The 23,707-nt window shown below is 74.3% G+C and carries 25 protein-coding genes; 11 read left to right on the plus strand and 14 right to left on the minus strand.

The genetic code is table 11. The features are described from left to right. The first annotated feature begins 65 nt into the window (after positions 1-65). From QSK00_RS03735 to QSK00_RS03750, 4 genes are all read left to right on the plus strand, one after another. Positions 66-497 carry a Fur family transcriptional regulator gene (locus QSK00_RS03735; RefSeq protein WP_285587654.1) on the plus strand — a complete coding sequence of 144 codons (432 nt, stop codon included), beginning with the start codon at positions 66-68 and terminating at the stop codon, positions 495-497. Then, complete coding sequence (gene ygfZ / locus QSK00_RS03740) at positions 494-1,612, plus strand: CAF17-like 4Fe-4S cluster assembly/insertion protein YgfZ (RefSeq protein WP_285587656.1); 1,119 nt, start codon at positions 494-496, stop codon at positions 1,610-1,612. The genes QSK00_RS03735 and ygfZ overlap by 4 nt, the downstream gene beginning before the upstream one ends. Beyond that, positions 1,609-2,541 (plus strand): threonine ammonia-lyase, encoded by a 933-nt coding sequence (locus QSK00_RS03745; protein WP_285587658.1) that lies wholly within the window; start codon positions 1,609-1,611, stop codon positions 2,539-2,541. Before ygfZ ends, QSK00_RS03745 begins: the two co-directional genes overlap by 4 nt. A gap of 103 nt (positions 2,542-2,644) precedes the next feature. Beyond that, on the plus strand, positions 2,645-3,214 hold the full coding sequence (locus QSK00_RS03750) for an RsiG family protein (protein WP_285587659.1): 570 nt from the start codon (positions 2,645-2,647) through the stop codon (positions 3,212-3,214). Between the two features lie 78 nt (positions 3,215-3,292). Here QSK00_RS03750 and QSK00_RS03755 read toward each other — a convergent pair whose 3' ends face one another. Continuing rightward, positions 3,293-4,219, minus strand: coding sequence for a DUF8083 family protein (locus QSK00_RS03755; RefSeq protein ID WP_285587661.1), 927 nt, complete (start codon positions 4,217-4,219; stop codon positions 3,293-3,295). Between the two features lie 136 nt (positions 4,220-4,355). Here QSK00_RS03755 and QSK00_RS03760 point away from each other — a divergent pair, with 136 nt between their 5' ends. Together QSK00_RS03760 and QSK00_RS03765 are read left to right on the plus strand one after the other, a co-directional pair. Next, positions 4,356-4,544, plus strand: a complete 189-nt coding sequence (locus QSK00_RS03760; RefSeq protein ID WP_285587663.1) for a DUF3073 domain-containing protein — start codon at positions 4,356-4,358, stop codon at positions 4,542-4,544. A gap of 130 nt (positions 4,545-4,674) precedes the next feature. Further along, positions 4,675-4,893: a hypervirulence associated TUDOR domain-containing protein gene (locus tag QSK00_RS03765; RefSeq protein WP_285587665.1), complete on the plus strand. Its 219-nt coding sequence runs from the start codon at positions 4,675-4,677 to the stop codon at positions 4,891-4,893. 114 nt (positions 4,894-5,007) lie between these two features. On the opposite strand, the gene purM is transcribed toward QSK00_RS03765, so the two are convergent. The 5 genes from purM to QSK00_RS03790 form a co-directional block, all read right to left on the minus strand. Next, complete coding sequence (purM, locus tag QSK00_RS03770; RefSeq protein WP_285587667.1) at positions 5,008-6,060, minus strand: phosphoribosylformylglycinamidine cyclo-ligase; 1,053 nt, start codon at positions 6,058-6,060, stop codon at positions 5,008-5,010. Further along, positions 6,057-7,640, minus strand: coding sequence for an amidophosphoribosyltransferase (gene purF / locus QSK00_RS03775; protein WP_285587669.1), 1,584 nt, complete (start codon positions 7,638-7,640; stop codon positions 6,057-6,059). Before purF ends, purM begins: the two co-directional genes overlap by 4 nt. Before the next feature lie 98 nt (positions 7,641-7,738). Further along, entirely contained in the window at positions 7,739-9,904 is a 2,166-nt protein-coding gene (locus tag QSK00_RS03780) for a putative bifunctional diguanylate cyclase/phosphodiesterase (protein ID WP_285587964.1), read from the minus strand. Position 9,905: 1 nt separating this feature from the next. Then, on the minus strand, positions 9,906-10,706 hold the full coding sequence (locus QSK00_RS03785; protein WP_285587670.1) for an SAM-dependent methyltransferase: 801 nt from the start codon (positions 10,704-10,706) through the stop codon (positions 9,906-9,908). A 79-nt stretch (positions 10,707-10,785) separates the two neighbouring features. Beyond that, complete coding sequence (locus tag QSK00_RS03790; RefSeq protein ID WP_285587671.1) at positions 10,786-11,172, minus strand: sterol carrier family protein; 387 nt, start codon at positions 11,170-11,172, stop codon at positions 10,786-10,788. 22 nt (positions 11,173-11,194) lie between these two features. Between QSK00_RS03790 and QSK00_RS03795 the strand changes: the two genes are divergently transcribed. Beyond that, the gene (locus QSK00_RS03795) at positions 11,195-11,863 is read left to right on the plus strand and encodes an SGNH/GDSL hydrolase family protein (RefSeq protein ID WP_285587673.1); all 669 of its coding nucleotides are present in this window, start codon (positions 11,195-11,197) and stop codon (positions 11,861-11,863) included. Positions 11,864-11,944: 81 nt separating this feature from the next. Here QSK00_RS03795 and purL read toward each other — a convergent pair whose 3' ends face one another. Beyond that, on the minus strand, positions 11,945-14,248 hold the full coding sequence (gene purL / locus QSK00_RS03800) for a phosphoribosylformylglycinamidine synthase subunit PurL (protein ID WP_502872005.1): 2,304 nt from the start codon (positions 14,246-14,248) through the stop codon (positions 11,945-11,947). 272 nt (positions 14,249-14,520) lie between these two features. Between purL and QSK00_RS03805 the strand changes: the two genes are divergently transcribed. Continuing rightward, positions 14,521-15,087, plus strand: a complete 567-nt coding sequence (locus QSK00_RS03805) for a hypothetical protein (RefSeq protein ID WP_285587676.1) — start codon at positions 14,521-14,523, stop codon at positions 15,085-15,087. Here QSK00_RS03805 and purQ read toward each other — a convergent pair. Further along, positions 15,071-15,748, minus strand: a complete 678-nt coding sequence (purQ, locus tag QSK00_RS03810) for a phosphoribosylformylglycinamidine synthase subunit PurQ (RefSeq protein ID WP_285587678.1) — start codon at positions 15,746-15,748, stop codon at positions 15,071-15,073. The two genes, QSK00_RS03805 and purQ, sit on opposite strands and share 17 nt — an antisense overlap. Next, a complete protein-coding gene (gene purS / locus QSK00_RS03815; protein WP_285587680.1) occupies positions 15,745-15,993 on the minus strand; it encodes a phosphoribosylformylglycinamidine synthase subunit PurS in 249 nt (82 codons plus the stop codon). The genes purQ and purS overlap by 4 nt, the downstream gene beginning before the upstream one ends. A 52-nt stretch (positions 15,994-16,045) precedes the next feature. On the opposite strand from purS, the gene QSK00_RS03820 reads away from it, so the two are divergent. Further along, positions 16,046-16,708: an MBL fold metallo-hydrolase gene (locus QSK00_RS03820; protein ID WP_285587682.1), complete on the plus strand. Its 663-nt coding sequence runs from the start codon at positions 16,046-16,048 to the stop codon at positions 16,706-16,708. Between the two features lie 175 nt (positions 16,709-16,883). Here QSK00_RS03820 and QSK00_RS03825 read toward each other — a convergent pair whose 3' ends face one another. From QSK00_RS03825 to purB, 3 genes are read right to left on the minus strand one after another with little or no spacing between them, the layout of a single operon-like run. After that, positions 16,884-17,573, minus strand: coding sequence for a DUF2334 domain-containing protein (locus QSK00_RS03825; RefSeq protein ID WP_285587684.1), 690 nt, complete (start codon positions 17,571-17,573; stop codon positions 16,884-16,886). A gap of 55 nt (positions 17,574-17,628) precedes the next feature. Beyond that, the gene (locus tag QSK00_RS03830; protein ID WP_285587686.1) at positions 17,629-18,528 is read right to left on the minus strand and encodes a phosphoribosylaminoimidazolesuccinocarboxamide synthase; all 900 of its coding nucleotides are present in this window, start codon (positions 18,526-18,528) and stop codon (positions 17,629-17,631) included. Positions 18,529-18,539: 11 nt separating this feature from the next. Then, positions 18,540-19,961: an adenylosuccinate lyase gene (gene purB / locus QSK00_RS03835; protein WP_285587689.1), complete on the minus strand. Its 1,422-nt coding sequence runs from the start codon at positions 19,959-19,961 to the stop codon at positions 18,540-18,542. Between purB and QSK00_RS03840 the strand changes: the two genes are divergently transcribed. Then, entirely contained in the window at positions 19,954-20,994 is a 1,041-nt protein-coding gene (locus QSK00_RS03840; RefSeq protein WP_285587691.1) for a threonine aldolase family protein, read from the plus strand. The genes purB and QSK00_RS03840 overlap by 8 nt on opposite strands. Before the next feature lie 63 nt (positions 20,995-21,057). Here the strand turns inward: QSK00_RS03840 and QSK00_RS03845 are convergent, their stop codons facing one another. Next, the gene (locus tag QSK00_RS03845) at positions 21,058-21,606 is read right to left on the minus strand and encodes a TetR/AcrR family transcriptional regulator (RefSeq protein WP_285587692.1); all 549 of its coding nucleotides are present in this window, start codon (positions 21,604-21,606) and stop codon (positions 21,058-21,060) included. Between the two features lie 79 nt (positions 21,607-21,685). On the opposite strand from QSK00_RS03845, the gene QSK00_RS03850 reads away from it, so the two are divergent. Further along, entirely contained in the window at positions 21,686-22,843 is a 1,158-nt protein-coding gene (locus tag QSK00_RS03850) for an MFS transporter (protein ID WP_285587695.1), read from the plus strand. Between the two features lie 57 nt (positions 22,844-22,900). On the opposite strand, the gene QSK00_RS03855 is transcribed toward QSK00_RS03850, so the two are convergent. Further along, a complete protein-coding gene (locus QSK00_RS03855; RefSeq protein ID WP_285587697.1) occupies positions 22,901-23,695 on the minus strand; it encodes a potassium channel family protein in 795 nt (264 codons plus the stop codon). Positions 23,696-23,707 lie beyond the last annotated feature (12 nt).

The raw sequence follows: 23,707 nt of genomic DNA on the forward strand, positions 1-23,707 counted from the left end.
GAACGGCCCTCGACGGCAGGAACGGCTCCGGGCCCCGGCGTGTCGCGGCGGCCTACCATCGTGGCGTGGACACCGAACTGCGGCAGACGCTGCACCGCCGCGGCCTGCGCATGACCCCACAACGCCAGCTCGTCCTCGACGCCGTGGCCGAGCTGGGGCACGCCACCCCGGAGGCCATCTGCTCCAAGGTGCAGGAGATCGCCCCCGCGGTGAACATCACCACGGTCTACCGCACGCTCGACCTGCTCGAGCAGCTCGGGATCGTGCGCCACACCCACCTCGGCCACGGCGCGCCGACCTACGCCACCGGTGAGCACGAGCACGTCCACCTCGTGTGTCACCGCTGCGGCACGGTCGACGAGGTCGACGCGGGTCTGCTCGACGACCTCGCCGAGGTCCTCGCGTCGAGGGTCGGGTTCGCCCTGGACCCCACGCACGTGGCGCTGTCCGGGCTCTGCTCGCGGTGCGAGACGTCGGATTCGGAGGCAGACGTATGACCCGCTCCCCCCTGCTCGAGGCGCCGGGCGCCATCGGCCACCCCGACGGCGACGACGCCCGTCCCGACGGCGGGGTCGCGTCGCACTTCGGCGACCCCTTCGCCGAGCAGCGCGCCGCCACCCGGCGGGCGGTGGTGGTCGACCGCTCGCACCGCGGCCTCGTCGTCGTCACGGGCGCCGACCGGCTGAGCTGGCTGCACCTGCTGGTGTCCCAGCAGGTGGCCGACCTCCCCGAGGGCGCCGGCACCGAGGGTCTCGTCCTCGACGTGCAGGGCCGGGTGGAGCACCACGCCGTCATCAGCCACGTCGACGGCGGGATCTGGCTCGACGTCGAACCGGGCACCGCAGAGGCCCTCGCGGCCTACCTGACGTCGATGACCTTCTGGTCCGCGGTGGAGGTCCGGGACGCGACGGCGGAGTACGCGATGCTCTCGCTCGTCGGGCCGGACACCGCGGAGGTCCTGACGGCGGGTGGGGTCGAGCTCCCCACCACCGACGCCGGGCCGCTCTCCGGGGGCGGGATCGTGCGCCGCAAGGAGTGGCCCGCCGACGCCGTCGACCTGGTCGTCCCGCGCGACGCCCTGCGCGACTGGTGGGAGCGCCTGCGCGGCGCCGGCGCCACCCCGGCCGGACTCGACGCCTTCGAGGCCCTGCGGGTGACCTCGCTGCGCCCGCGCCTGGGCCTCGACACCGACGACCGCACCATCCCCCACGAGGTCGGCTGGATCGGGTCCGCGGTGCACCTGTCGAAGGGGTGCTACCGGGGCCAGGAGACCGTGTCCCGGGTCGCCAACCTCGGCCGTCCGCCGCGGCAGATGGTGCTGCTGCACCTGGCGTCCGGCGACGACGCGCTGCCCCCGCCCGGCACGCCGGTGCTCACCGCCGAGGGCGGTCGGGCCGTCGGACGGATCGGCACCGCGGTGCGGCACCACGAGCTGGGCACGGTGGCCCTGGCGCTGGTCAAGCGCTCGGCCGTGGTCGCCGGGACCGAGCTCTGGGTCGCCGACGACCGCGAGGAGGGCACGCCCGGCCCCGCCACCGTCGACCCCGATTCGGTGCCGCCGGACACCGGTGAGCCGCCCGGGCGGGCGGCGGTGCGCCGGCTGCAGGGATGACGGACCTCGTCACCCGGGCCGACGTCGAGGCCGCCGCCACGATCCTCGACGGCGTGGCCGTACGCACCGCGCTCGAGCCCCTGGCCGCCGTGCCGGGCCTCCGGCTCAAGCGGGAGGACACCCAGCCGATCGGGGCGTTCAAGCTGCGCGGTGCCTTCCACGCCGCGGCCCGGCTCGACCCCGAGGTGCGGGCCCGCGGTCTGGTGACGCACTCCAGCGGCAACCACGGCCGGGCCCTGGCCTGGACCGCGCAGCGCCTCGGGGTGCCGTGCACGGTGGTGGTCCCCGACGACGCCGTGGCCCCGAAGGTCGAGGCGATGGCCGCGCTGGGGGCCCGTCTGGTGTCCGTGGCCCCGGCGGACCGCGCCGTGTGCGCCGACGAGATCGTGGCGGAAACCGGCGGGGCGCTCGTCCCGCCGTTCGACCACCCGCACGTCATCGCCGGGCAGGGCACCGTGGGGCTGGAACTGCTCGGGGCCGACGTCGACCGGGTACTGGTCCCCGTCGGCGGCGGCGGGCTGATCTCGGGGATCGCCGCCGCCCTGGCCGGCAGCGGGGTGTCCGTCGTCGGGGTCGAGCCCGAGCTGGCCGGGGACGCGGCGGCGTCCAAGCGGGCCGGCGAGCTCCTGAGCTGGCCGGCGGCCGACGTGGCCCGCACCGCCGCCGACGGGCTGCGGGCGTCCCGGCTCGGCGAACTGCCGTGGCGGCACGTCGCGGCACTCGTCGACGACGTGGTGACCGTGGGCGAGGACGCGATCGGGGCCGCCGCCCGCCTGCTGCACGGCGCCGGGGTGCCGGCCGAGGCCAGTGGGGCCGTGGCGACGGCGGGGGCGCTGACCGATCCGACGCTCGTCGGCGACCGCACGGTCGCGATCGTCAGCGGACGCAACGTCGACCCCGTGTGGGTCGCCCGTGTGCTCGCGGCCTGATCGGCGCCACGCACGACCGGCGCCCGCGCGCCGATGCCCGGTCGACGCCCACCCCGGCCCCGACGGGTGACATCGGACGGGTGGGTCCGTCACCATGGGAGTCATGATCGAGTTCCGGCAGGGTGGTCGGCGGCGTCTCGACCGCGTGCTCGACCCCGGATTCCTCGCCGTGATCGGTGACCGGTCGCTCGACGAGCTCCGGGCGATGCGCGACGACGCCGCCCAGGAGGAGACCGACCTGTCCTACCTGCGTCGCCTGCTCCACGCGCGGATCGACATCGTGCGCTTCGAGGAGCGCCGCCGGGCGGGCACCGGGTCGGCCGAGGAGACGTCCGTGGTGGATGCGCTGCCGCGCATCCTCGCCGACAACGCGATCGGTCCGGCCGCAGGACGCGGCCGCCACCACACGGTGCAGCCGTCGCGCGCCGAGTCGCACCGGCGCCACGTCGAGGCGCTGCTGGCCGACACCGGGCTCTCCGACGTCGCGACCCTCTCCGACGCCGAGCTGACCGAGTCCGCCGAGGCCTACACGGCCGAGGAGGCGTCGGTGTCCGACCACCGCATCCGCGTGCAGCAGGTCATGGACGCCTGCAACGACGAGATCGGTCGCCGCTACCGCACCGGTTCGGCGAGCATCGACGAACTGCTGCGCCGGGAGCGCGAAGGGGCCTGACGGCCGCGAACGTGAACGAACGGCACTCCCGCGCACGGAGATGCTGCGAGAGTGCCGTTCGCTCGTTCCGGGGTGCGGCTAGTTGGCGCGTTCCCGGATCGCCCGACCCGCCCAGAAGTCGCGGAGCCGCCGGTAGCTCTCCATCGCCTTCTCCGCGTCGCCCTCGCGCAGGGCGTCCAGGGCGGCGGTGACGTCCTCGGCCGAGGTGTCGCCCGCCAGCGTCTCGTCGTCCACGAGCTGCACCAGCCCGCCGTAGTCCAGCTCCACGAGCGACCCGGGGTCGAAGTGCCGGAGCCAGCGCGCGGTGTCGCGCAGGACCTCCGCCGGCCCGCCGTCGCCCAGGGTGGAGCTCAGCAGCTCGGCCGCCGAGTCGGCGCGCGCGAGGGCGTCGGCCATCGACACGCGCCAGTAGCAGCGGCGGCGCAGCCCCGGCCCGTCCGCGGTGGCCGCGTCCTCGTGCGCGAGCACCAGCACCCGGTCGGTCGCCTCGACGAGCACGAACCACGGCAGCGGCACGGTCCAGGTCGCCGACACGATGTGCGTCGCGCCCTCTCCGAGCTCGGCCACCACGGCCTCCGCCCGCGAGCGCACGGCGGACTCCTCGTGGCTCAGCGCAGCCGTCCGCAGGACGGGCGACTCGGACGACAGGAAGCCCACCAGCGCGGCCGCCGCCCGCGGCCGCGTGTCGAGGGGACACACCAGCGTGGTCGGACCGAACCGGGCGGGGGCGGGCGCGCCCTCCTCGGTCACCGGGGCGTCGGCGCCGTCGGCCAGCAGGACGTCGACCGGGCCCTCGGTGGCGGTCCCGTCGGCCCGCTCCCCGGGCAGCAGACGCACCGGGACGCCCAGCTGTGCCCTGAGACACACGTCCCGTTCGCGGGCCCCCACCCGGGTGACGGGGATCGCACCGCGCGCCAGCCCGGCCCGCACACGCTGGGCCAACGGCCCCGGAAGCGCCCCCAGCGGCTCGTAGACGCGGAGATAGCAGACGAAGGGGGCGGGCACGGGCGCGATGGTGCCACGTCACGTCGCACGCGCGATCGGGCACACGGTATGGTGGTGACACGAGCATTGCTATGAGATGAGGGGGGCCGCCGGTCGTACCGGCCGCCCCCCGCCCTGTTCGAGGGGGTCATTGCCCATGGGACGCGGACGAGCCAAGGCGAAGCAGACGAAGGTCGCTCGCGAGCTCAAGTACAGCTCCCCCAGCACCGACTTCGACGCCCTGCAGAGGGAGTTGGCCAGCGGGGACCCGTTCTCGCGGCACACGGTCGAGGACGACGACCAAGTGGACTCCCGCTACTCCGAGTACAGCTACGACGAGCGCTGATACCTCGGACGGGTCTTCCTCCCCGCGCTTCACCGCTCCACCTCGGGGGCATCCCGCCCCGTCGAGCCGCCCGCGTCACGGGCGACGACGGGACGCGATGCCGTGCGTCCCGATGCGGAGGGAGAGTGCGATGTCGAAGGCCTTCAGCAAGGGTGACCAGGTCAAGTGGAACTGGGGCAACGGTGAAGGTGAGGCCCAGGTCGACGAGGTACACACGGAGCGCGTCGAGCGTCAGATCGACGGCAAGAAGCAGACGCGCAACGGCACGGAGGACAACCCTGCCTACGTGCTGAAGCAGGACGACGGCCAGAAGGTCCTCAAGCTCCACAGCGAGCTCAAGGGCGGCTGACCCCTTCCCGACGGCGGGTCCGGTGCGGACCTGCCGTCAGGAACGATCACGAGTGGCACATGAGGCAGGTCCACGGACTCCGGGACCTGCCTCATGTCCTTCTCGCGACGCCCGTCAGAAGCGCGGGTGGTCGCCGTACAGCGTCGCGCCCGGGATCTCGCCCCGGACGACCTCGCCCAGCACCCACGCGGGCACGTGCTTCGCGGTGAGGACGGCGAGGGCACGGTCGACGTCGTCGGGCGGCACGATCGCCACCATCCCGACGCCCATGTTGAAGGTCGCCTCCATCTCGGCGCGCTCCACGCGGCCCCGACCGGCGATCAGCTTGAACACCGGGGCGGGATTCCAGGTGGTGCGGTCGAGGTCGGCGTGCAACCCCTTGGGGATGACGCGCGCGAGGTTCGCGGTCAGCCCGCCGCCGGTGATGTGGGCGAACGTCCGCACGTCGGTCTCCGCGGCGAGCGCCAGGCAGTCCCGCGCGTAGATGCGGGTGGGCACGAGCAGTTCCTCGCCCAGCGTCTGGCCGAACTCCTCGACGTGACCCTCGAGGGACATCCGGGCGATGTCGAGCAGCACGCGGCGGGCGAGCGAGTAGCCGTTGGAGTGCAGCCCCGAGGAGGCCATCGCGATCACCTGGTCACCGGCGCGCACCCGCTCCGGACCCAGCACGCGGTCGGCCTCCACGACGCCGACGCCGGTGGCCGACAGGTCGTAGTGGTGGGGCTCCATGACCCCGGGGTGCTCGGCGGTCTCGCCCCCGAGCAGGGCGCAGCCCGCGATCCGGCAGCCCTCGGCGATGCCGCCGACGATCGATGCGACCTTGGCCGGGTCGACCTTGCCGATCGCCAGGTAGTCCTGGAGGAACAGCGGCTCGGCCCCGCAGACGACGAGGTCGTCGACGACCATCGCGACGAGGTCGAGGCCCACGGTGTCGTGCTTGTCCGCGGCCTGCGCGACGGCGATCTTCGTGCCGACGCCGTCGGTGGAGGCGGCGAGGAGGGGCTCGGTGTACTTGCCGGTCTTCAGCGCGAACAGCCCGGCGAAGCCGCCGATGCCGCCCCGCACCTCGGGCCGCCGGGTCGCGGCCGCCAGGGGCTTGATCAGGTCGACGGCCCGCTCGCCGGCGGCGACGTCGACACCCGCCTCGGCGTAGCTCGAGCCGCTCACGGACGCGTGAGGGCGTCCTCGGCGCCGTAGGCGGGGGTGGCGCGCGACGCCGGGATGGGCATCGGCACGCCCGAGCGGGTGCCGTTCTGGTGGACGACGTTGCCCGGGTCGCCGCAGGCGGTGCCCGCGACGTCCTCGAGCAGGTGCTTGCCCACCATGGCCTCCTCGGGCAGGGGGATCGGGTACTCGCCGGAGAAGCAGGCCGTGCACAGCCGCGAGCGGGGCTGCTCGGTGGCGGCGACGAGGCCCTCGGAGGAGATGAAGCCCAGGCTGTCGGCCCCGACCGAGCGCCGGATGCCCTCGTTGTCCAGGCCGTTGGCGATTAGCTCCGCCCGCGAGGCGAAGTCGATGCCGTAGAAGCAGGGCCACCGCACGGGCGGTGACGCGATCCGGACGTGCACCTCGACGGCGCCGGCCTCGCGCAGCATGCGGACCAGGGAGCGCTGGGTGTTGCCGCGGACGATCGAGTCGTCCACCACCACGAGGCGCTTGCCGCGGATGACCTCGCGCAGCGGGTTGAGCTTGAGCCGGATGCCCAACTGCCGGATCGTCTGCGAGGGCTGGATGAAGGTGCGCCCGACGTAGGCATTCTTCACCAGACCCATGCCGTAGGGGATGCCGGAGGCCTCGGCGTACCCGACCGCGGCGGGCGTGCCCGACTCCGGGACGGGGATGACGAGGTCGGCCTCGGCCGGGTGCTCCTTCGCGAGCTTGCGGCCGATCTCGACGCGCGCGGAGTGCACCCCGCGGCCGGCGATCGAGGTGTCGGGCCGCGCGAGGTAGACGTACTCGAAGATGCAGCCCTTCGGCTCGGGCGCGGCGAACCGCGACGAGCGCAGGCCGTCGGCGTCGATCGCGATCAGCTCGCCGGGCTCGACCTCGCGGACGAAGGACGCGCCGACGATGTCCAGGGCCGCGGTCTCGGAGGCCACCACCCAGCCGCGGTCGAGCCGGCCGAGGACCAGCGGGCGCACACCGTGGCGGTCGCGCGCGGCGTAGAGCGTGGTCTCGTCGCAGAAGGCGAGGCTGAACGCGCCGCGGAGGTCGGGCAGCAGCCGCAGCGCCGCCTCCTCGACCCCGAGGTCGGCGGCGGACTCGGCGAGCAGGCCGGTGACGACGTCGGAGTCGGTCGTCGCGGTCACCCGGCCGCGCGCGGGCGAGGTCTCGGCGCGGCGCGCGACCAGCTCCGCGGTGTTGACGAGGTTGCCGTTGTGGCCGAGGGCGATGCCGGTGCCCGCGCTCGTCGTCCGGAAGGTCGGCTGGGCGTTCTCCCAGGTCGACGAGCCGGTCGTCGAGTAGCGGGTGTGGCCGACGGCCATGTGCCCGCGCAGCGAGGACAGCGTCTGCTCGTCGAAGACCTGACTCACCAGCCCGAGGTCCTTGAAGACCACGATCTGGCGGCCGTCGGACACGGCGATGCCGGCCGCCTCCTGGCCGCGGTGCTGGAGGGCGAACAGGCCGAAGTAGGCGAGCTTCGCGACCTCCTCGCCCGGAGCCCACACGCCGAAGACCCCGCACTCCTCGTGGGGGACGTCGTCCTGGGGTGTAGTTGCCGACGGACCGGGATCGGCTTCGACCACCGAGGGGCTCCTCGAGACGGGGGCGGGACGCGCCCCCAGGGTACGTGGGTCCCCGGCCCCGGTGGAGTCGCGCGTGCAACACCTGCGGGCGGGAAAACTCACGAAACGGACGAAGCGAGCACGTCCTCGGGTCCGGGCCAGGACCGGGCGTCCGGATGGCGCAGGATGTCGTGGATGTCCTCGCGCGGCAGCGCCGCCGCGAAGTGCCAGCCCTGACCCTCGTCGCACCCGAGCCGGCGCAGCCGACCCGCCTGCGCCCCGGTCTCGACGCCCTCGGCACACACCGTCATCCCCAGCGCGTGCCCGAGGTCGACCAGCGTGCCGACGATGCGCTCGTCGACGGTGTTGGTCACCTCCTCGTCGCGCAGCCGGTCGCCGAAGGAGCCGTCGAGCTTGATGACGTCGACGGGCAGGGTCCGCAGGTAGGACAGGTTCGAGTAGCCGGTGCCGAAGTCGTCGATGGCGATCCGGACCCCGAGCTCGCGCAGCCCGTCGAGCGCCTTGAGCGGGGCGCCCTCGTCGGTGGTCAGCGCCCGCTCGGTGAGCTCGATCTGCAGCAGGTGGGGCGGGAGGCCGGTGTCGGCGAGCACCTGCTCGACGTCGCCGAGCAGCGACGGCTCGTGCAGCTGGCGCGGGGCGACGTTGACCGAGACGAACGGGGCGGCCTCGCCGAACTCGTCGTACCAGCGGCGGGCGTCGCGGCAGGCGCGGGCGAGGACCCAGTGGCCGAGCGGGACGATCGCGCCGGTCTCCTCGGCCAGGCCGATGAAACGGCCCGGCCCGAGCACCCCGAGCCGCGGGTGGTGCCAGCGCACGAGCGCCTCGACCCCGCGCATGCCGTGGTCGCCCATCGACACCAGCGGCTGGTAGAGCACGAAGAACTCCTCGCGCTCGATCGCCGCGGGCATCGCCGCCGAGAGGGCGAAGCGGGTGATCTCCGCCTCGTCGCGGCTGGGGTCGTGCAGCGCCCAGCGGCCCCGACCGTCGGCCTTCGCGGAGTACAGCGTGATGTCCGCGGCCCGCATCAGCTCCGAGGAGTCGCCGCCGACGACGGGACGCTCGACGATGCCGATGCTCGCCGAGACGGCGAGCTCCTGGCCCGCGAGCTCGAGCGGCTCGGCCAGCGCGGCGAGGATGCGCTCGGCGAGGGCGATCAGCTGCTCGACCCCGCGGGAGTTCTCGACCAGCACCACGAACTCGTCGCCGCCCATCCGGGCCACGAGCTCTCCGTCGTCGGCCTGGGCGGCGAGGCGCTGCGCGACCTCCTGGAGCATGAGGTCGCCGACGTCGTGGCCCAGCGAGTCGTTGACCGCCTTGAACCCGTCGAGGTCGAGGAAGCAGAGCCCGACGCGCCGGGTCGAGCCCGCCGCCGTCGTCGTGAAGATGTGCTCGACGCGGTCGGCGAACAGCGCGCGGTTGGGCAGCGTGGTGAGCGTGTCGTGGAAGGCCTGGTACTCCAGGTGCGACTGCAGCGCGTGGCGCTCGGTGACGTCCTCGAGCATGGCGACCTGGTAGGACGGCCGCCCGCGCTCGTCGCGGACCAGCGAGAGCGTCAGGTTGCAGATGATCTCCTCGCCGTCCTTGCGGTAGAACCGCTTCTCGATGCAGAAGTTGTCGAGCTCGCCCGCGAGCAGGCGCTCGTAGAGCACCCACACCGACGGCAGGTCCTCGGGGTGCGCGAGCTCGCCGACGGTCCGGCGGCGCATCTCCTGGGCGGTGTAGCCGAACATCTGCGTCAGCGCCGGGTTCACCTCGACGATCCGCCCGTGCATGTCGCCCAGGCCGATCCCGATCGCGGCCTCGTAGAACATCGCCCGGAAGCGCGCCTCGCTGGCGTGGAGGGCCTGCTCGGTCTGGTGACGGGCGACGATCACGGCGCGGCGGATCGCCTCCTGCTCGTCGAGCGTGCGGTCGCGCAGCGTCGTGGCGTACCCGGCCGCGAGTGCGCCGACCAGGGCGAGGACGTCGTCGCGCAGCTCCTCCCCGAGCAGCTCGGGCAGCCGGCGGCCCAGCAGCATGAGGGTGCGCTCGACCGTGGACGGGCCGGTGAAGTGCGCCTGGACCAGGCGGCGGCCCGCGTCGTGCCCGAGCGCGGTGCGGGCGGGGCGCGCCCGCAGTGCCGCGACGAGGTCGGCGCTGATCTCGGTGAGGTACTCGACGAGCTCGTCGGAGCCCATCGGCACGTAGCTGGTGCCCTCGACCTCGACGGCCCACTCCCGGGCGAGGGTGTCGACGACCCGGGTGTCGTCGGCGTGCGCGTGCATCTCAGTCACGGCGGCCCACACCCGCGTAGCCGGGGACCGCCGCTCCCGCGCCGTCGACCGGTCCGTCGGGACGCCACAGCGGCAGGGGCACCAGACCGGGCTCGACGAGGGTGAAGCCGTCGAAGAACCGCAGCACCTGCGCGTGCGAGCGCATCGACATCGGCGTCGCGGTGCGACGGTAGAGCGCGACGTGGCCGTCGGCGTGCTCGCCCGCGTCGTCGGCCGAGGCGTGGCTCAGCACGAGGACGCTGCCGGGCGCGAGCTGGTCGCGGTAGCGCGCGAGGACCTCGTCCGGACGACGGTCGTCGCCCACGAAGTGCAGCAGGGCCACCACGAGCAGGGCGACCGGCCGGTCCAGGTCGAGCAGCTCGGTGGTCACCGGGTCCCCGAGGACGCCCTCGACGTCGCAGAGGTCGGCCTGCACCACGCCGGTGAGCGGGTCGCCGTCGAGCAGCGCGAGCGAGTGGGCCACGGCGACCGGGTCGACGTCGACGTACACCACCCGCGCGGCGGGGTCGGTCGCGCGGGCGACCTCGTGGACGTTGCCGACGGTGGGGATGCCGGAGCCGACGTCGAGGAACTGGTCGATGCCCTGCTCGCCGCACCAGCGCACGGCGCGGCGCAGGAAGGCGCGGTTGCTGCGCATGATGCCGGGCAGCTCGGGCCAGTCGGCCACGGCGCGCTGCGCCATCTCGCGGTCGACCGCGAAGTTGTGGCTGCCGCCCAGGTAGTAGTCGTAGACGCGTGCGGCACTCGGACGGTCGAGGTCGACCGCCCGTGGAGCCCACGCCGGTCGCGTCACGCCCTCACCATCCCCCCTCCCGTCGAGCATACGGTCCACGGCACGCCCGCGGTCGTCCTCGCCCACCCGGACGGTGCGCTCAGACCTCCACCAACGGCAGCCACGCGGCGACCTGCCCGGCCCGGTGCCCCGACGCGGTGACGGCGCCCGACGCGACGGCGGCGTCGAAGTCGAGCCGCCCGAGCGCGAGGGCACACCACGTGCGGGGATCGGTCTCCACCACGTTGGGGGGAGTCCCACGCGTGTGACGGGGCCCATGGATGCAGTGTACTGCTCCGAACGGAGGAATCCGCACCTCGACGCTGCGCCCGGGCGCCACCTGTTCCAGGGCAGCCAGTGACAGCCGCACCGCCGCGGCCCGCTCCGGCCGGGGCGGCGCGGCGACCCCGGGATCGTCGACCCATCCGGCGACGGCGAGCAGGGCGGCGCGGACCTCGGCGGGCTCGGGGGGACGGCGACTCGGCATGGTGTGTGTGAATCTAGGCGCCGTGCTGCGGCGTGTGCTCGGTGTCCTGGTCCTCGCGGTGCTCCTGGCGTGGGGCCGCGGCCTCGCGGCCGCGCCGACGATGGAGGCCGACCACGCCGCCTACTGGCGGCGTCGGCGGCGCTCGCCGGGGTCGCTCACCCTCGTCGCCCTCGGCGACTCGCTCGCGCAGGGCATGGGGTCGACCGACCCGTCGTCGTCCTGGGCGGGGCGGCTCGCGGCGGCCTGGGAGGAGCGTTCCGGACGACGGGTGCGGGTGGTCTGCCTGGGCGTGGTCGGGGCGACCGCGGCGGAGGTGCTGCGCGACCAGCTGCCGCAGGTGCCGCCCGCGGACCTGGTGGCGCTCGGCATCGGGACCAACGACGCGGCGCAGGGCGTGCCCCCGGAGGAGTTCCGGGCGACGTTCACCGCGCTCTGCGCCGCCCTGCCGCCCGGCTCGCTCGTCGCCGACGTGCCCGACCTGCAGCGCGGCCCCGTCCGGCGGGCCGGGATCGAGCTCGCGGCCGTCGCCCGCGAGGTGCTGGCCGAGTTCCCGCAGCTGCGTCCGGTGGCCCTGGAGGCGGCCACCCACCGGATGTGGCCGTGGCAGTTCGGGCCCGACCTCGCCCATCCCAACCGGCTCGGCTACGCCCGGCACGCGGTGGCGTGGGTGGCGGCGCTGCCGGCGTCGTGACCCCCCGGTCCGTGGCAGGAAAGCGTCGTTGCTGTCACGGGATGACAGCAACGACGCTTTCCTGCCACGGGGGGTGAGGGGTCAGGCGTCCAGCACCGACGGCAGCGTCGCGGCGTGGGCGATGACGAGCTCGGCGACGTCGAGCGGGTCGACCCCGGCGATGGCGAGCACGTCGCCGCCGACCTCGCCGAGCCGGGCCGCGGGCTGCCCGACCTCGACGCAGAGGCGGGCGAGGTCGGCCTCGGCCCCGGCGGGCACCGAGACGAGCATCCGGGCGGCCGACTCGGAGAACAGGGCGGCGGCCGGGTCGAGCTCCCCGGGCGGCAGGGTGACGGCGGCGCCGATCCGGGAGTCCACCGCGCACTCGACGAGCGCCTGCGCGAGGCCGCCGTCGGAGAGGTCGTGCGCGCCGGAGAACAGGTCGCGCGCCGCGCCGTCGGCCATGACCCCGGCGAGCCGGGCCTCGACGGCGAGGTCGCAGCGCGGCGGGCGGCCCCCGAGGTGGTCGTGGACGACGCCGGCCCAGGCCGAGCCGTCGAGCTCGTCGGCCGTCTCGCCGAGCAGCCACACCGCGTCGCCCGGGGCACCGAACCCGTGGGGCACGGCGCGGTGCACGTCGTCGACGAGCCCGAGGACCCCGACGACGGGGGTCGGGAGGATCGCCGTCGTCGCGGTCTGGTTGTAGAAGCTGACGTTGCCGCCGGTGACGGGGATGCCGAGCTCGGCGCAGGCCTGGGCGAGCCCGTCGACGGCCTCGGCGAACTGCCACATCACCGCCGGGTCCTCGGGCGAGCCGAAGTTCAGGCAGTCCGACACCGCGACCGGGCGGGCCCCGGAGGACGCGACGTTGCGGACCGACTCGGCCAGCGCCAGCCGGGCGCCCTCGCGCGGGTCGAGCAGGCAGAAGCGGGCGTTGCAGTCGATCGCGAGCGCGATGCCGCGGTCGCTGGACTCGTCGAGGCGCAGCACGCCGGCGTCGGCCGGGGTGGCGGCGGCGGTGTTGCCGCGGACGTAGCGGTCGTACTGCTCGGTGACCCACGCGCGGGAGGCCAGCTGGGGCGACGACGCGAGCGCCACGATCTGCTCGGCGAGCTCCGCGGGGGTGCCGGGGCGGGCCAGACCTGCGGTCGTGGACGCCTGGAGCGCGTCTTGGGAGTCCGGGCGGGCGTAGGGGCGGGAGTAGACGGGCCCGTCGTGGGCGACCGTGCGCGGCGGGACGTCGACGACGACCTCGCCGGCGGAGCGGATGCGCAGGTGCTCGCCGTCGGTGACCTCGCCGATCACCCGGGCGGTGACGTCCCAGCGCTCGCAGACGGCCATGAACGCGTCGACGTTCTCCGGCGTGACGACCGCGCACATCCGCTCCTGCGACTCCGAGGAGAGGATCTCGGCGGGCGTCATGCCCGTCGCGCGCAGGTGGACCTGGTCGAGGTCGATCTCCATGCCGCCGTCGCCGGCGCTCGCCAGCTCGCTGGTGGCGCAGGACAGGCCGGCGCCGCCGAGGTCCTGGATCCCGACGACGAGCCCGGCGCGGTAGAGCTCCAGGCAGCACTCGATGAGGACCTTCTCGGCGAAGGGATCGCCGACCTGGACGCTCGGGAGCTTCCGGCGGCCCGCGCCCTCGCCGCCCTCGCCGAAGGTCTCGGAGGCGAGGACGGAGACGCCGCCGATCCCGTCGAGCCCGGTGCGGGCGCCGAAGAGCACGATCTTGTTGCCGACGCCGGAGGCGAAGGCCAGGTGCAGGTCCTCGACCCGGAGCACGCCGACGCAGAGCGCGTTGACCAGCGGGTTCCCCGCGTAGGTGGGGTCGAAGACGACCTCGCCGCCGAGGTTGGGCAGGCCCAGGCAGTTGCCGTAGAAGCCCACGCCGGAGACGACGCCGGGCAGCACCCGGGCGGTGTCCGGGGCGTCGAGCGGGCCGACCCGCAGCCCGTCCATGACGGCGACCGGGCGGGCGCCCATCGCCATGATGTCGCGGACGATGCCGCCCACACCGGTCGCGGCGCCCTGGTGGGGCTCCACGTACGACGGGTGGTTGTGCGACTCGATCTTGAAGGTGACCGCCCAGCCGTCGCCGACGTCGATCACGCCCGCGTTCTCGCCGATGCCGGCGAGCAGGTGCCGGCGCATCTCGTCGGTCGTGGTCTCGCCGAAGCGGCGCAGGTGGACCTTCGAGGACTTGTAGGAGCAGTGCTCGGACCACATGACCGAGTACATGGCGAGCTCGGCGTCGGTGGGACGGCGGCCGAGGATCTCGCGGATGCGCGCGTACTCCTCGTCCCGGAGCCCGAGCGCGGCGTACGGCTGCTCGTGCTCCGGGGTCGCGGCGGCGTTCGCGACCGTGTCGAGGGGCGGGATACCGGTGGCCTGGTCCTGCACAGTCACACCGGAAACCCTACTGACGCGCGCCACGCACCGCCGCCGGCGTGGCGGTGCCCACCGGACCGGTGATCGAAACGGCCCGAACGACTGAAGCAAGATCGAGAACGTGTTCGACCGGTCACTCGTCGTACGTCACCGACCGCACAACTCGGTAGCGCATCGTGTCCGTCGTTCGGGTGGCCGTTCGTGGCCCGGTTACGACTTCTCGGCGAGTCTGCCGCGTGGCGTGTCGCGCAATCACCGTGACTGTCGGACCCCCCGTTCATAGTGAACGCATGACCGCAGCTTCCGTGAGTGCTTCCGCACAGCGGGCCGCCGCCGTGCGGGCGCAGTGGGTCGCGCCGATGTCCGACGACATCGTCGCGCCGCCCGCGCCCGTGCTCGCCACCGAGGTGGCTGACGCCCCGCGCACCGACCCGCTGGCCGCCCTGTCGCTGGTGCTCGACCGCGAACTGGTCGCGGTCCGCCGGCACCGGCTCGACGTCGAGGGCCGTGTCCCCGCCGGCGTCGCCCGCTACGTCGACCCGTCGCAGGGCATGCTCGAGTTCGTCTTCGCCGGTGCGGACGACGAGCCCGTGGTCCTCGCCGTCGCGCCCGGTTCGCGGGGCGACACCGTGGTGCCCGTCCTCCCCGCGCCGCTCGACGACGAGGAGGAGGGCATGCCGGTCGGCCGGTGCGCCCCCTTCGACGAGGTCGTCGGCGACGCGCTCGAGGACGTCGACCGCGTGGTCTCCCACGTCGAGCGTCCCCACGAGATGCGGGGCCTCGTCCTGCACCTCGGCGGGCGGATGCTGATGATCTACGCCGACCTGTGGGAGCTGCGGGTCACGCTGCTGCCGTGAGGCGGCCGAGGACCGAGGTGAACAGCCCGAGGCCGTCGGCGCCCGGCCCGGTCAGCGGGTCGATCGCGTGCTCGGGGTGGGGCATGAGCCCCACGACGCGACCGTCGGTGGAGCAGACGCCGGCGATGTCGCGCAGTGCCCCGTTGGGTGCCGGCTCCGCGTAGCGGAACACCACGCGCCCCTCGCCCTCGAGCCGGTCGAGCGTCTCCGCGTCCGCCACGAAGCGGCCCTCGCCCGACTTCAGGGGCACGGTGATGGCCGAGCCCACCTCGAACCCGGACGTCCAGGCGGTGTCCGCCTCCACCCGCAGCCGGATCTCGCGGCAGATGAAGCGCAGGCCCGTGTTCCGGACGAGCGCGCCCGGGAGCAGACCCGCCTCACACAGGATCTGGAAGCCGTTGCAGATGCCGAGCACCGGCATGCCGCGGCGGGCCGCGTCCACCACGGGGCCCATCACCGGGGACCGGGCCGCGATCGCGCCCGCGCGCAGGTAGTCGCCGTAGGAGAACCCGCCGGGCACGACGACCGCGTCGACCCCCTGCAGGTCGGTGTCGCGGTGCCACAGGGAGACCGCCTCGGCGCCGGCGTAGCGCACGGCGCGGGCGGCGTCGACGTCGTCGAGGGTGCCGGGGAACGTGATGACCCCGATCCGCGCGGTCACGACTGGCCGTTCCTCTCCCGACGCACGATCCACTCCTCCATCACGGGGTTGGCGAGGAGCGTCTCGGCGATGCGCTCCAGCTCGGCGTCGTCCACCGAGTCGTCCACCTCGAGCACGAAGTGCTTACCCTGCCGCACGTCGGCGACCCCGGAGACACCGAGCCGCCCCATGGCGCGGGCCACGGCCTGGCCCTGCGGGTCGAGGATCTCGGCTTTCGGCAGGACGTCGACGATCACTCGTGCCACGCCGTCCAGGGTACCGGGTTGCCCGGGACGGCCCCCGGGGAAGGCTGGGGTCGTGACCGCCACCGAACTCGTCCACCTCGGGCACGCCTGCGTCGTCGTCGACACCGGATCCGCGCGGATCCTGCTCGATCCCGGAGCCTTCTCCGAGGGCTGGCAGACGCTGGAGGGCCTCGACGCGATCCTCGTCACGCACCAGCACTTCGACCACCTCGACGTCGACAAGCTCCCCGCGTTGCTCGCGCAGAACCCCGACGCCGCGGTGATCGTCGACAACGGCACCGCGGACGTGCTGCGGGAGAAGGGCATCGACCACACCCGCCGCGAGCCCGGCGAGACGTTCACCGTCGCGGGCACGACGATCGAGGTCGTCGGGGCCGAGCGGGGCGAGCACGCCGTCATCCACCCGGACATCCCGGTGATCCCCAACAACGGGTACGTGCTGCGCGCCGAGGGCGGCACCGTGATGCACCCGGGCGACAACTACGTGCCGGTGCCGGCCGGGGTGGACGTGCTGCTGCTGCCGACCGGGGCGCCGTGGCTGAAGGTCTCGGACGCGGTCGACTACCTGCGCGCCGTGGCCCCGCCGATCGCCGTGCCGATCCACGAGGCCGTGCTCGCGAACCCCGACCTGCACTACGGCCTCTTCGACGCGCTCTCGCCCTCGGCGACCGACGTGCGGGTCCTGCCGCGCGGGCAGTCGACCCCGCTGCGGTAGGCCTCGCCGAGGTACACGTGAGGCACCATCCGCGACCTGCCGACATGCCTCACGTGAACCTCGCGGCGGAAGGGCGTCGGGCCGACGACCCCGGCCCGTCGCGAGATGTACGTCAGGCATGGTCGGCAGCCCGCCGGCGTGCCTCACGTGAGTCTCGCGGAGGGACGCGCCGACCTCAGGCCGTCGTCGACCAGAACTCCGGGTCCACCGACCCGTCGGCGGAGCGCCGGGTGCGGCGGCGACCCACTGCCTCGGTCGCCGGGACCGGGAGGGCGCCGGCGACCAGAGCCGCGTCCACCGCGTCGAGCAGCGGCCGCGGCGAGCGGGAGGCGTCGACGGTGAGGTGCAGCAGGTCGGCCACCGCGTCCGGACGCCGGGTGAGCCGCGAGCGCCAGCCCGTCGGCGTCGGGCGGCCGGCCTCGACGACGGGGCCCGCGAGGCCCGCCGTCGGGACACCGAGGCGATGGACCCCGCCGTCGTCGAGGAGCAGGTCGAGGCCGGCCTCCGCGAGCGCCACCCGCGTGCCGGGCGACACCGTCCAGCCGGGGGCCGCGAAGCCGTCGACCGGCAGGCCGAGCGCCTCGGCCGAGCGGGCGGCGCCGGCGAGGCGCAGCCGGGCCTCGAGGACGGGCAGGCGGCGGTAGGGGCGGGCGTCGTCGTGCACCGAGCGGAAGCCGTGGAGCAGCACCGCGTCACCCGCGCGGCGACGGGCGGCGGCGAACGCGGCCACCTCGGGGTGCGGCCGGGGCCCGACGAGCAAAGTCAGCGGGACCCGGCGCTCGTCCAGCGCGTCGCACAGGGCGACGGCGGAGCCGAGCGGGGCACCGGGGGCGAGGCCGGTGACGGAGACCAGGAGACGCTGCACCCGACCATCAAGCCCCACGAATGTGCCGGGCAGGTGAACGCCGTGTGCAGGCGGCTCAAAGAGCCGGGGGCCACTGCTGGCCGGTGATGCGCGTGTAGGCCTCGACGTAGCGGTCGCGGGTGGCCTCGACGACCTTCTCCGGCAGGGGCGGCGGCGCCTCGCCGGAGTGCCGGTCCCAGCCGGACTCGGGGGAGGTCAGCCAGTCGCGGACGTACTGCTTGTCGAAGGAGGCCTGCGGGTGGCCGGGCTCGTAGGCGTCGGCGGGCCAGAAGCGCGACGAGTCGGGCGTGAGCACCTCGTCGCCGAGGACGAGCGCCCCCGAGGCGTCGCGGCCGAACTCCAGCTTGGTGTCGGCGAGGATGATCCCGCGGCTGGCGGCGTAGGCCGAGCCGCGGGCGTAGATGGCGAGCGTCGCGTCCCGCAGGGCGCCGGCCAGGTCGGCCCCGACCTGCTCGGCCACGTACTCGAAGCTCACGTTCTCGTCGTGCTCGCCGAACTCGGCCTTCGTCGCGGGCGTGAAGATGGGCTCCGGGAGCATCGAGGCCTCGGTGAGCCCGTCGGGCAGCTCCACCCCGCAGACGGCGCCGGTGGCGCGGTAGTCGACCGTGCCCGAGCCCGCGAGGTAGCCGCGCGCCACGCACTCGACGGGCACCATCTCGAGGCGACGCACGAGCAGCGCCCGGCCCCGGACCTCGTCGGGAATCCGCTCGTCGCGGGCGGCGAGGAGGTGGTGGGCGACCGGCGGCGAGGCCGCGTCGGCGCCCCCGAGCAGGCCGAACCAGAACACCGAGAGCGCCGTCAGCACCCGTCCCTTGTCGGGGATCGGGGTCGACAGCACGTGGTCGTAGGCCGAGATCCGGTCGGACGCGACGAGGAGCAACGTCTCGTCGTCGACCTCGTAGAGGTCACGGACCTTCCCGGACGCGAGGTGCGGGTAGTCCGCCAGGCTCACCACGGCGGACGACGCTAGAGGATGCTGCCGGGTGCGTACGCCGCCGCCTCGGGGAACTTCGCGACGATGCCCTCGACCTGCTCGGCGATCGCCGCCACCTGGGCCCCTGCCGCACCGACGAAGGCGCTCGGGTCGGCCACGGCGGTCTGGAGGTCCGCCTCGGAGACGTTGAGGCGGGAGTCCGCCGCGAGCCGTGCCAGCAGGTCGTTGCCCTCGATCCCCCGCTCGCGCATGTCCAGCGCGACCGCCCGGGCGTGCTCGCCGACGATCTCGTGCCCGGTCTCGCGGCCGACACCCGCGCGAACGGCCGCCATGAGCACCGCCGTCGTCGCGAGGAAGGGCAGGTAGCGGTCCAGCTCGCGGGCGATGACCGCCGGGTAGGCACCGAACTCGTCGAGCACCGTCAGGAACGTCTCGAGGAGGCCGTCGATCGCGAAGAAGGCGTCGGGCAGCGCGACGCGGCGGACCACCGAGTCGGAGACGTCGCCCTCGTTCCACTGGTGGCCGGAGAGCTCGGCGACCATCGAGGCGTTGCCGCGCAGGACGATCGCGAAGCCGTTGATGCGCTCGCAGGAACGGGTGTTCATCTTGTGCGGCATCGCGCTCGACCCGACCTGGCCCGCCTGGAACCCCTCGGTGACGAGCTCCTGGCCGGCCATCAGCCGGATCGTCGTGGCGAACGACGACGGCCCGGCGGCCAGCTGCACGAGCGCGGAGAGCACGTCGTGGTCGAGCGAGCGCGGGTAGATCTGGCCGACGCTCGTGAGGACCTCGGAGAAGCCCAGGTGGTGGGCGACGCGGCGCTCGAGCTCGGCGAGCTTCGTGGCGTCGCCGTCGAGCAGGCCCAGCATGTCCTGGGCGGTGCCGACGGGGCCCTTGACGCCGCGCAGCGGGTAGCGGTCGATCAGCTCGGTGAGCCGCCGGTGGGCGACGAGGGTCTCGTCCGCGGCGGAGGCGAAGCGCTTGCCGAGCGTCGTCGCCTGCGCGGCGACGTTGTGGCTGCGCCCCGCCATGACCAGGTCCGAGTACTCGGTGGCGCGCCGGGCGAGGCGAGCGAGGACCGCGACCGTCTTGTCGGCCACGAGACGCAGCGAGTCCCGGATCTGCAGCTGCTCGACGTTCTCGGTGAGGTCGCGACTGGTCATGCCCTTGTGCACGTGCTGGTGGCCCGCGAGGTCGTCGAACTCCTCGATGCGGGCCTTCACGTCGTGGCGGGTCGTCCGCTCGCGGGCGGCGATCGAGTCGAGGTCGACCTGGTCGATGACCCGCCGGTAGTCGTCGAGCACGCCCTCGGGCACGTCGATCCCGAGGTCGCGCTGGGCGGTCAGCACCGCCAGCCACAGCTCGCGCTCGAGGACGACCTTGCGCTCGGGCGACCAGAGGTCGCGCAGGGCGGGCGAGGCGTAGCGGGCGGCGAGCACGTTCGGGATGACCACGGTGGTCCAGGATAGATACGTGCTCGACCTGCGCTCCGACACCGTGACCAAGCCGTCGCCCGCGATGCGGGAGGCGATGGCCGGCGCCGACGTCGGCGACGACGTCCTCGACGGCGACCCGACCCTCGCCGCCCTGCAGTCCCGCGTGGCGTCGACCCTGGGGGTCGAGGCGGCGCTGTGGACGCCCACCGGCTGCATGGCCAACACCATCGCGCTGATGTGGCACCTCGAGCGCGGGGACCGGTTCCTCGCGCCCGTCGGGGCGCACGTCCTCGAGGCCGAGCTCGGCACGTCCGCCTGGCTGGCCGGCGGCCTGCCCTCGCCGCTGCCCTGGTCGTCCGGTCCCGGCCGGCCGAGCCCCGAGGACGTCATCACGACGGCGGGTCACGCGGGCCCCTACTTCGGCCTGCGGTCACGTCTGCTGTGCCTCGAGAACACGCACAACGCCGCGGGTGGTGCGGTCACCCCGGTGGGGGAGCACGTGGCGCTCGTCGAGGCCGCCCGCTCGGTGGGCCTGCGGATCCACCTCGACGGGGCCCGGCTCTGGCACGCCGCCGTTGCGCTGGACGTGGCGCCGTCGACGCTGGTCGAGGGCGTCGACACCGTCAGCGTGTGCCTGTCGAAGGGCCTCGGCGCGCCGATGGGCTCCGTGGTCGGCGGGTCCGCCGAGTTCGTGTCGGCCGCCTGGCGGCTGCGCAAGATGCTCGGCGGGGGCATCCGGCAGGGCGGGGTGGTCGGCGCGGCGGGGCTCGTGGCGCTGGACCAGGTCGGGGCGCTGCACGACGACCACGCGAACGCCGCCCGGCTCGCCGACGGCCTGCGCGAGCAGGGCTGGCCGGTCTCCACGCCCGACACGAACATCGTCCTCGTGACCACGGCCGAGCCCGGACCCGTCGTCGGGAAGCTGGCCGACGCGGGCGTGGGGGCGGTGCCGTTCGGGCCGGGCGTGCGGTTCGTGACGCACCGGGACGTCTCGCGCGACGACGTCGAGACGGTGCTGGAGCGCACGGCGGCGCTGCCGGTGCCGGCCTGACCCCGTGACCGGTGTGGCAGCAGAGCGTCGTTGCTGCCATCCAGCGGCAGGAACGTCACGTTCTCACCTCGGGAGCAGCCGCGCGGCGAGGAGGCGGGCGCGCCCGACCGGATCGGGGTCCAGCCCGAGGGCGAGGGCACTCAGCGCGCCCTCGTGGAGCAGCAGGAGGTCGGCGGTGAGCCCGTCGGCGTCGGCGGTACCCGTGTCGGCGACGAGGGCGCGCAGGCGGTCCCGGACGGCCTGCTTGTGGCGGAGGGCCGCGGCGTGGCCCGGCTGCTCGGGGTCCAGCTGGGTCACGGCGGCGACGTCGGCGCAGCCGTGGCGGTTGCCGTCATCGGCCCAGGTCGCGAAGGCGTCGAACAGGGCGAGGACCCGGTCGACGGGCTCGGTCCGGGCCGCGACGAGGTCGTCCCAGAGCTGCTCGAAGCGGGCCTGCCGGTCGTCGAGGTAGGCCGCGACCAGCCCGTCCTTGCCGCCGAAGTTGTTGTAGAGCGACCCGAGGGCGACCCCGGCCCGGCCGATGACGGCGTCCACGCCCGTCCCCGCGATGCCCTGCGCGTAGAAGAGCTCGTCGGCGGCGGCGAGCAGGCGGTCGCGGGCGCGGGTCGGCATAGAGCGATCGTTTCATTCTCGGCGCCGATGGGGAAGACTGGGCGTACTGAAGCGATCGTTCTATTCCAGGAGCTGCGCCGTGGCCGTCCGCACCGCCGTCCGCACCGCCGTCCCGCCCGCCGTGCCCTGGTCGATGGTGGGAGCCGGCGCCGCCCTGATCGGGACCTCCTACGGGCTCGCCCGGTTCGCGTACGGCCTGTTCGCGCCCGACCTGCAGCGGGACTTCGCCTTCGGGCCCGCCCTCTCCGGCGTCATCGGGGCGGGCAGCTACGTCGGGTACTGCGTCGCGATCGTGGTGGCGCTGGTGCTGACCGACCGCGTCGGGCCGCGCCGGATGGCCGTGGCGGCCGGCGTCGTCTCGACGGCGGGGACGGCGACCGTGGCGCTCGCCCCCACCACCCCCGTCCTCGCCGCGGGCGTGCTGGTCGCCGGGTCGAGCACGGGCCTGGCGTCCCCGCCGCTCGCCGCCGCCGTGGCGCGCCGGGTCGCGACGTCGGCACGGGACCGGGCGCAGACGGTGGTCAACGCCGGCACCGGGATCGGCGTGCTCGTCTCCGGGCCGGTCGCCCTGCTGCTCGTCGGGCAGTGGCGTGTGGCCTGGGGGTCGTTCGCGGTGATCGCCGCGCTCGTCACCGTCTGGGTCGCGCGGACCGTGCCGGCCGAGGGGACGGCCGCCGACGAGGGCTCCGGCGGCATCCGGCCCGGGACCGCGCGCCTCGTCGTCGCCGCTCTCGGTCTGGGGGTCGCGAGCATCGCGGTGTGGACGTTCGGGCGGGACCTGCTGACCACGGTCGGCGGCTGGTCCGCGGCGGGCTCGACGACGCTGTGGGTCGTGCTCGGCGCGGCCGGCTTCCTCGGCGCGCTCGGCGGCGACCTGGCCGACCGCCTCGGGCCCGCCCGGTCCTGGACGGTCGTCGTGGGGGTGCTCGCCGGCTCGACGCTGCTGCTCGCCCTCGCGCCGGGGACGCCCGCAGCCGTGATCGTGGCGGCGGCCGGCTTCGGTGCGTCCTACGTGTGCGTCACCGGGTTCCTGCTGCTCTGGGCCACCCGGCTCTACCCCGACCGGTCGTCCTTCGGGGTCGGCCTGGCGTTCCTCGTCATCGCCGTCGGGCAGGCGGTGGGGGCACCTGTCGTCGGGACCCTGACCGGGACGTCCGGTGCCGTGACCGCGTTCATCGTGTGCGCCGTCGTCGGGCTGGCGGTCGCGGCGGTACGGCCGCCGGCCTCCTCCTCCTGACAGGAAAGCGTCGTTGCTGGCGTCCAGCGGCAGGAACGCCACATCGTCGACCCGGGCTCAGTCCGACGGTGTGGCGTTCCTGGCCTCCAGCGCCGGCAGCGACGGACTGCGTGCACTCTCGAGGGTGTCGAGCCGGGCCCGCAGGGCGCGGATCTCGGCGAGCAGCAGCTCGGTCTCGCTCGGCTCGTCGGGGTGCAGGGCCTCGGCGACGTCCCGGGCACCGATCTGCTCGAGGAACCACGTCGCGATCGCCGCGGTCACCGTGCCGAGGATAGCGATGCCGCCGAGCATGAGGCCCGCCGCGACGAGACGACCCTCGGTGGTGACGGGGTAGCGGTCGCCGTAGCCGACGGTCGTGATCGTCGTGAGCACCCACCAGGCAGCCTCGCCGAAGCTCGTGATCGAGGCGTCGGGGGCGTCGCGCTCGGCCTCGTACACCGCGAGGGCGGCCACGAACCCGACGAGCGAGGTCGACACCGTCAGGTAGCTCGCGACCCGGCCGCGGAAGTCGTCGCGCAGCACGCGCGCCAGCGAGGTGACCACGGTGACCAGCCGCAGCAGGCGCAGGAAGCGGAAGAACGGCGCCACGACGACGAGCAGGTCGAACGGGTGGTGGGCCACGAACCGCCACGTGCGGCGCGCGAGCACGAGGCGCCCGAGGAAGTCGACCACGAAGATCGCCCAGACGACCCAGAGCGCGACGTCGAGCGCGAACCACTCGGGGTCGGAGCTGCGGAACGCGAGCACCTGCACGGCGTAGACGGCGAGGTAGACCAGCCCCACCACCGTCAGGGGCAGGTCGGTCCGGCGCTCCCAGACCTCGAGCCTCGGCTCGTCGGACTCCTCCGGCATCGACGCAGCGTA

Origin of the sequence: Actinomycetospora sp. NBRC 106378, assembly GCF_030269685.1 — a bacterium.
In the GTDB taxonomy this organism is placed as follows: Bacteria; Actinomycetota; Actinomycetes; order Mycobacteriales; family Pseudonocardiaceae; genus Actinomycetospora.

Coding starts and splice junctions, on each gene's coding strand:
- QSK00_RS03745 (WP_285587658.1), top strand. CDS start 1,609: ATGACGGACCTCGTCACCCGGGCCGACGTCGAGGCCGCCGCCACGATC.
- QSK00_RS03750 (WP_285587659.1), top strand. CDS start 2,645: ATGATCGAGTTCCGGCAGGGTGGTCGGCGGCGTCTCGACCGCGTGCTC.
- ygfZ (WP_285587656.1), top strand. CDS start 494: ATGACCCGCTCCCCCCTGCTCGAGGCGCCGGGCGCCATCGGCCACCCC.
- QSK00_RS03840 (WP_285587691.1), top strand. CDS start 19,954: ATGACCACGGTGGTCCAGGATAGATACGTGCTCGACCTGCGCTCCGAC.
- QSK00_RS03805 (WP_285587676.1), top strand. CDS start 14,521: ATGACCGCAGCTTCCGTGAGTGCTTCCGCACAGCGGGCCGCCGCCGTG.
- QSK00_RS03760 (WP_285587663.1), top strand. CDS start 4,356: ATGGGACGCGGACGAGCCAAGGCGAAGCAGACGAAGGTCGCTCGCGAG.
- QSK00_RS03780 (WP_285587964.1), bottom strand. CDS start 9,904: ATGCACGCGCACGCCGACGACACCCGGGTCGTCGACACCCTCGCCCGG.
- QSK00_RS03765 (WP_285587665.1), top strand. CDS start 4,675: ATGTCGAAGGCCTTCAGCAAGGGTGACCAGGTCAAGTGGAACTGGGGC.
- QSK00_RS03845 (WP_285587692.1), bottom strand. CDS start 21,606: ATGCCGACCCGCGCCCGCGACCGCCTGCTCGCCGCCGCCGACGAGCTC.
- QSK00_RS03855 (WP_285587697.1), bottom strand. CDS start 23,695: ATGCCGGAGGAGTCCGACGAGCCGAGGCTCGAGGTCTGGGAGCGCCGG.
- QSK00_RS03790 (WP_285587671.1), bottom strand. CDS start 11,172: ATGCCGAGTCGCCGTCCCCCCGAGCCCGCCGAGGTCCGCGCCGCCCTG.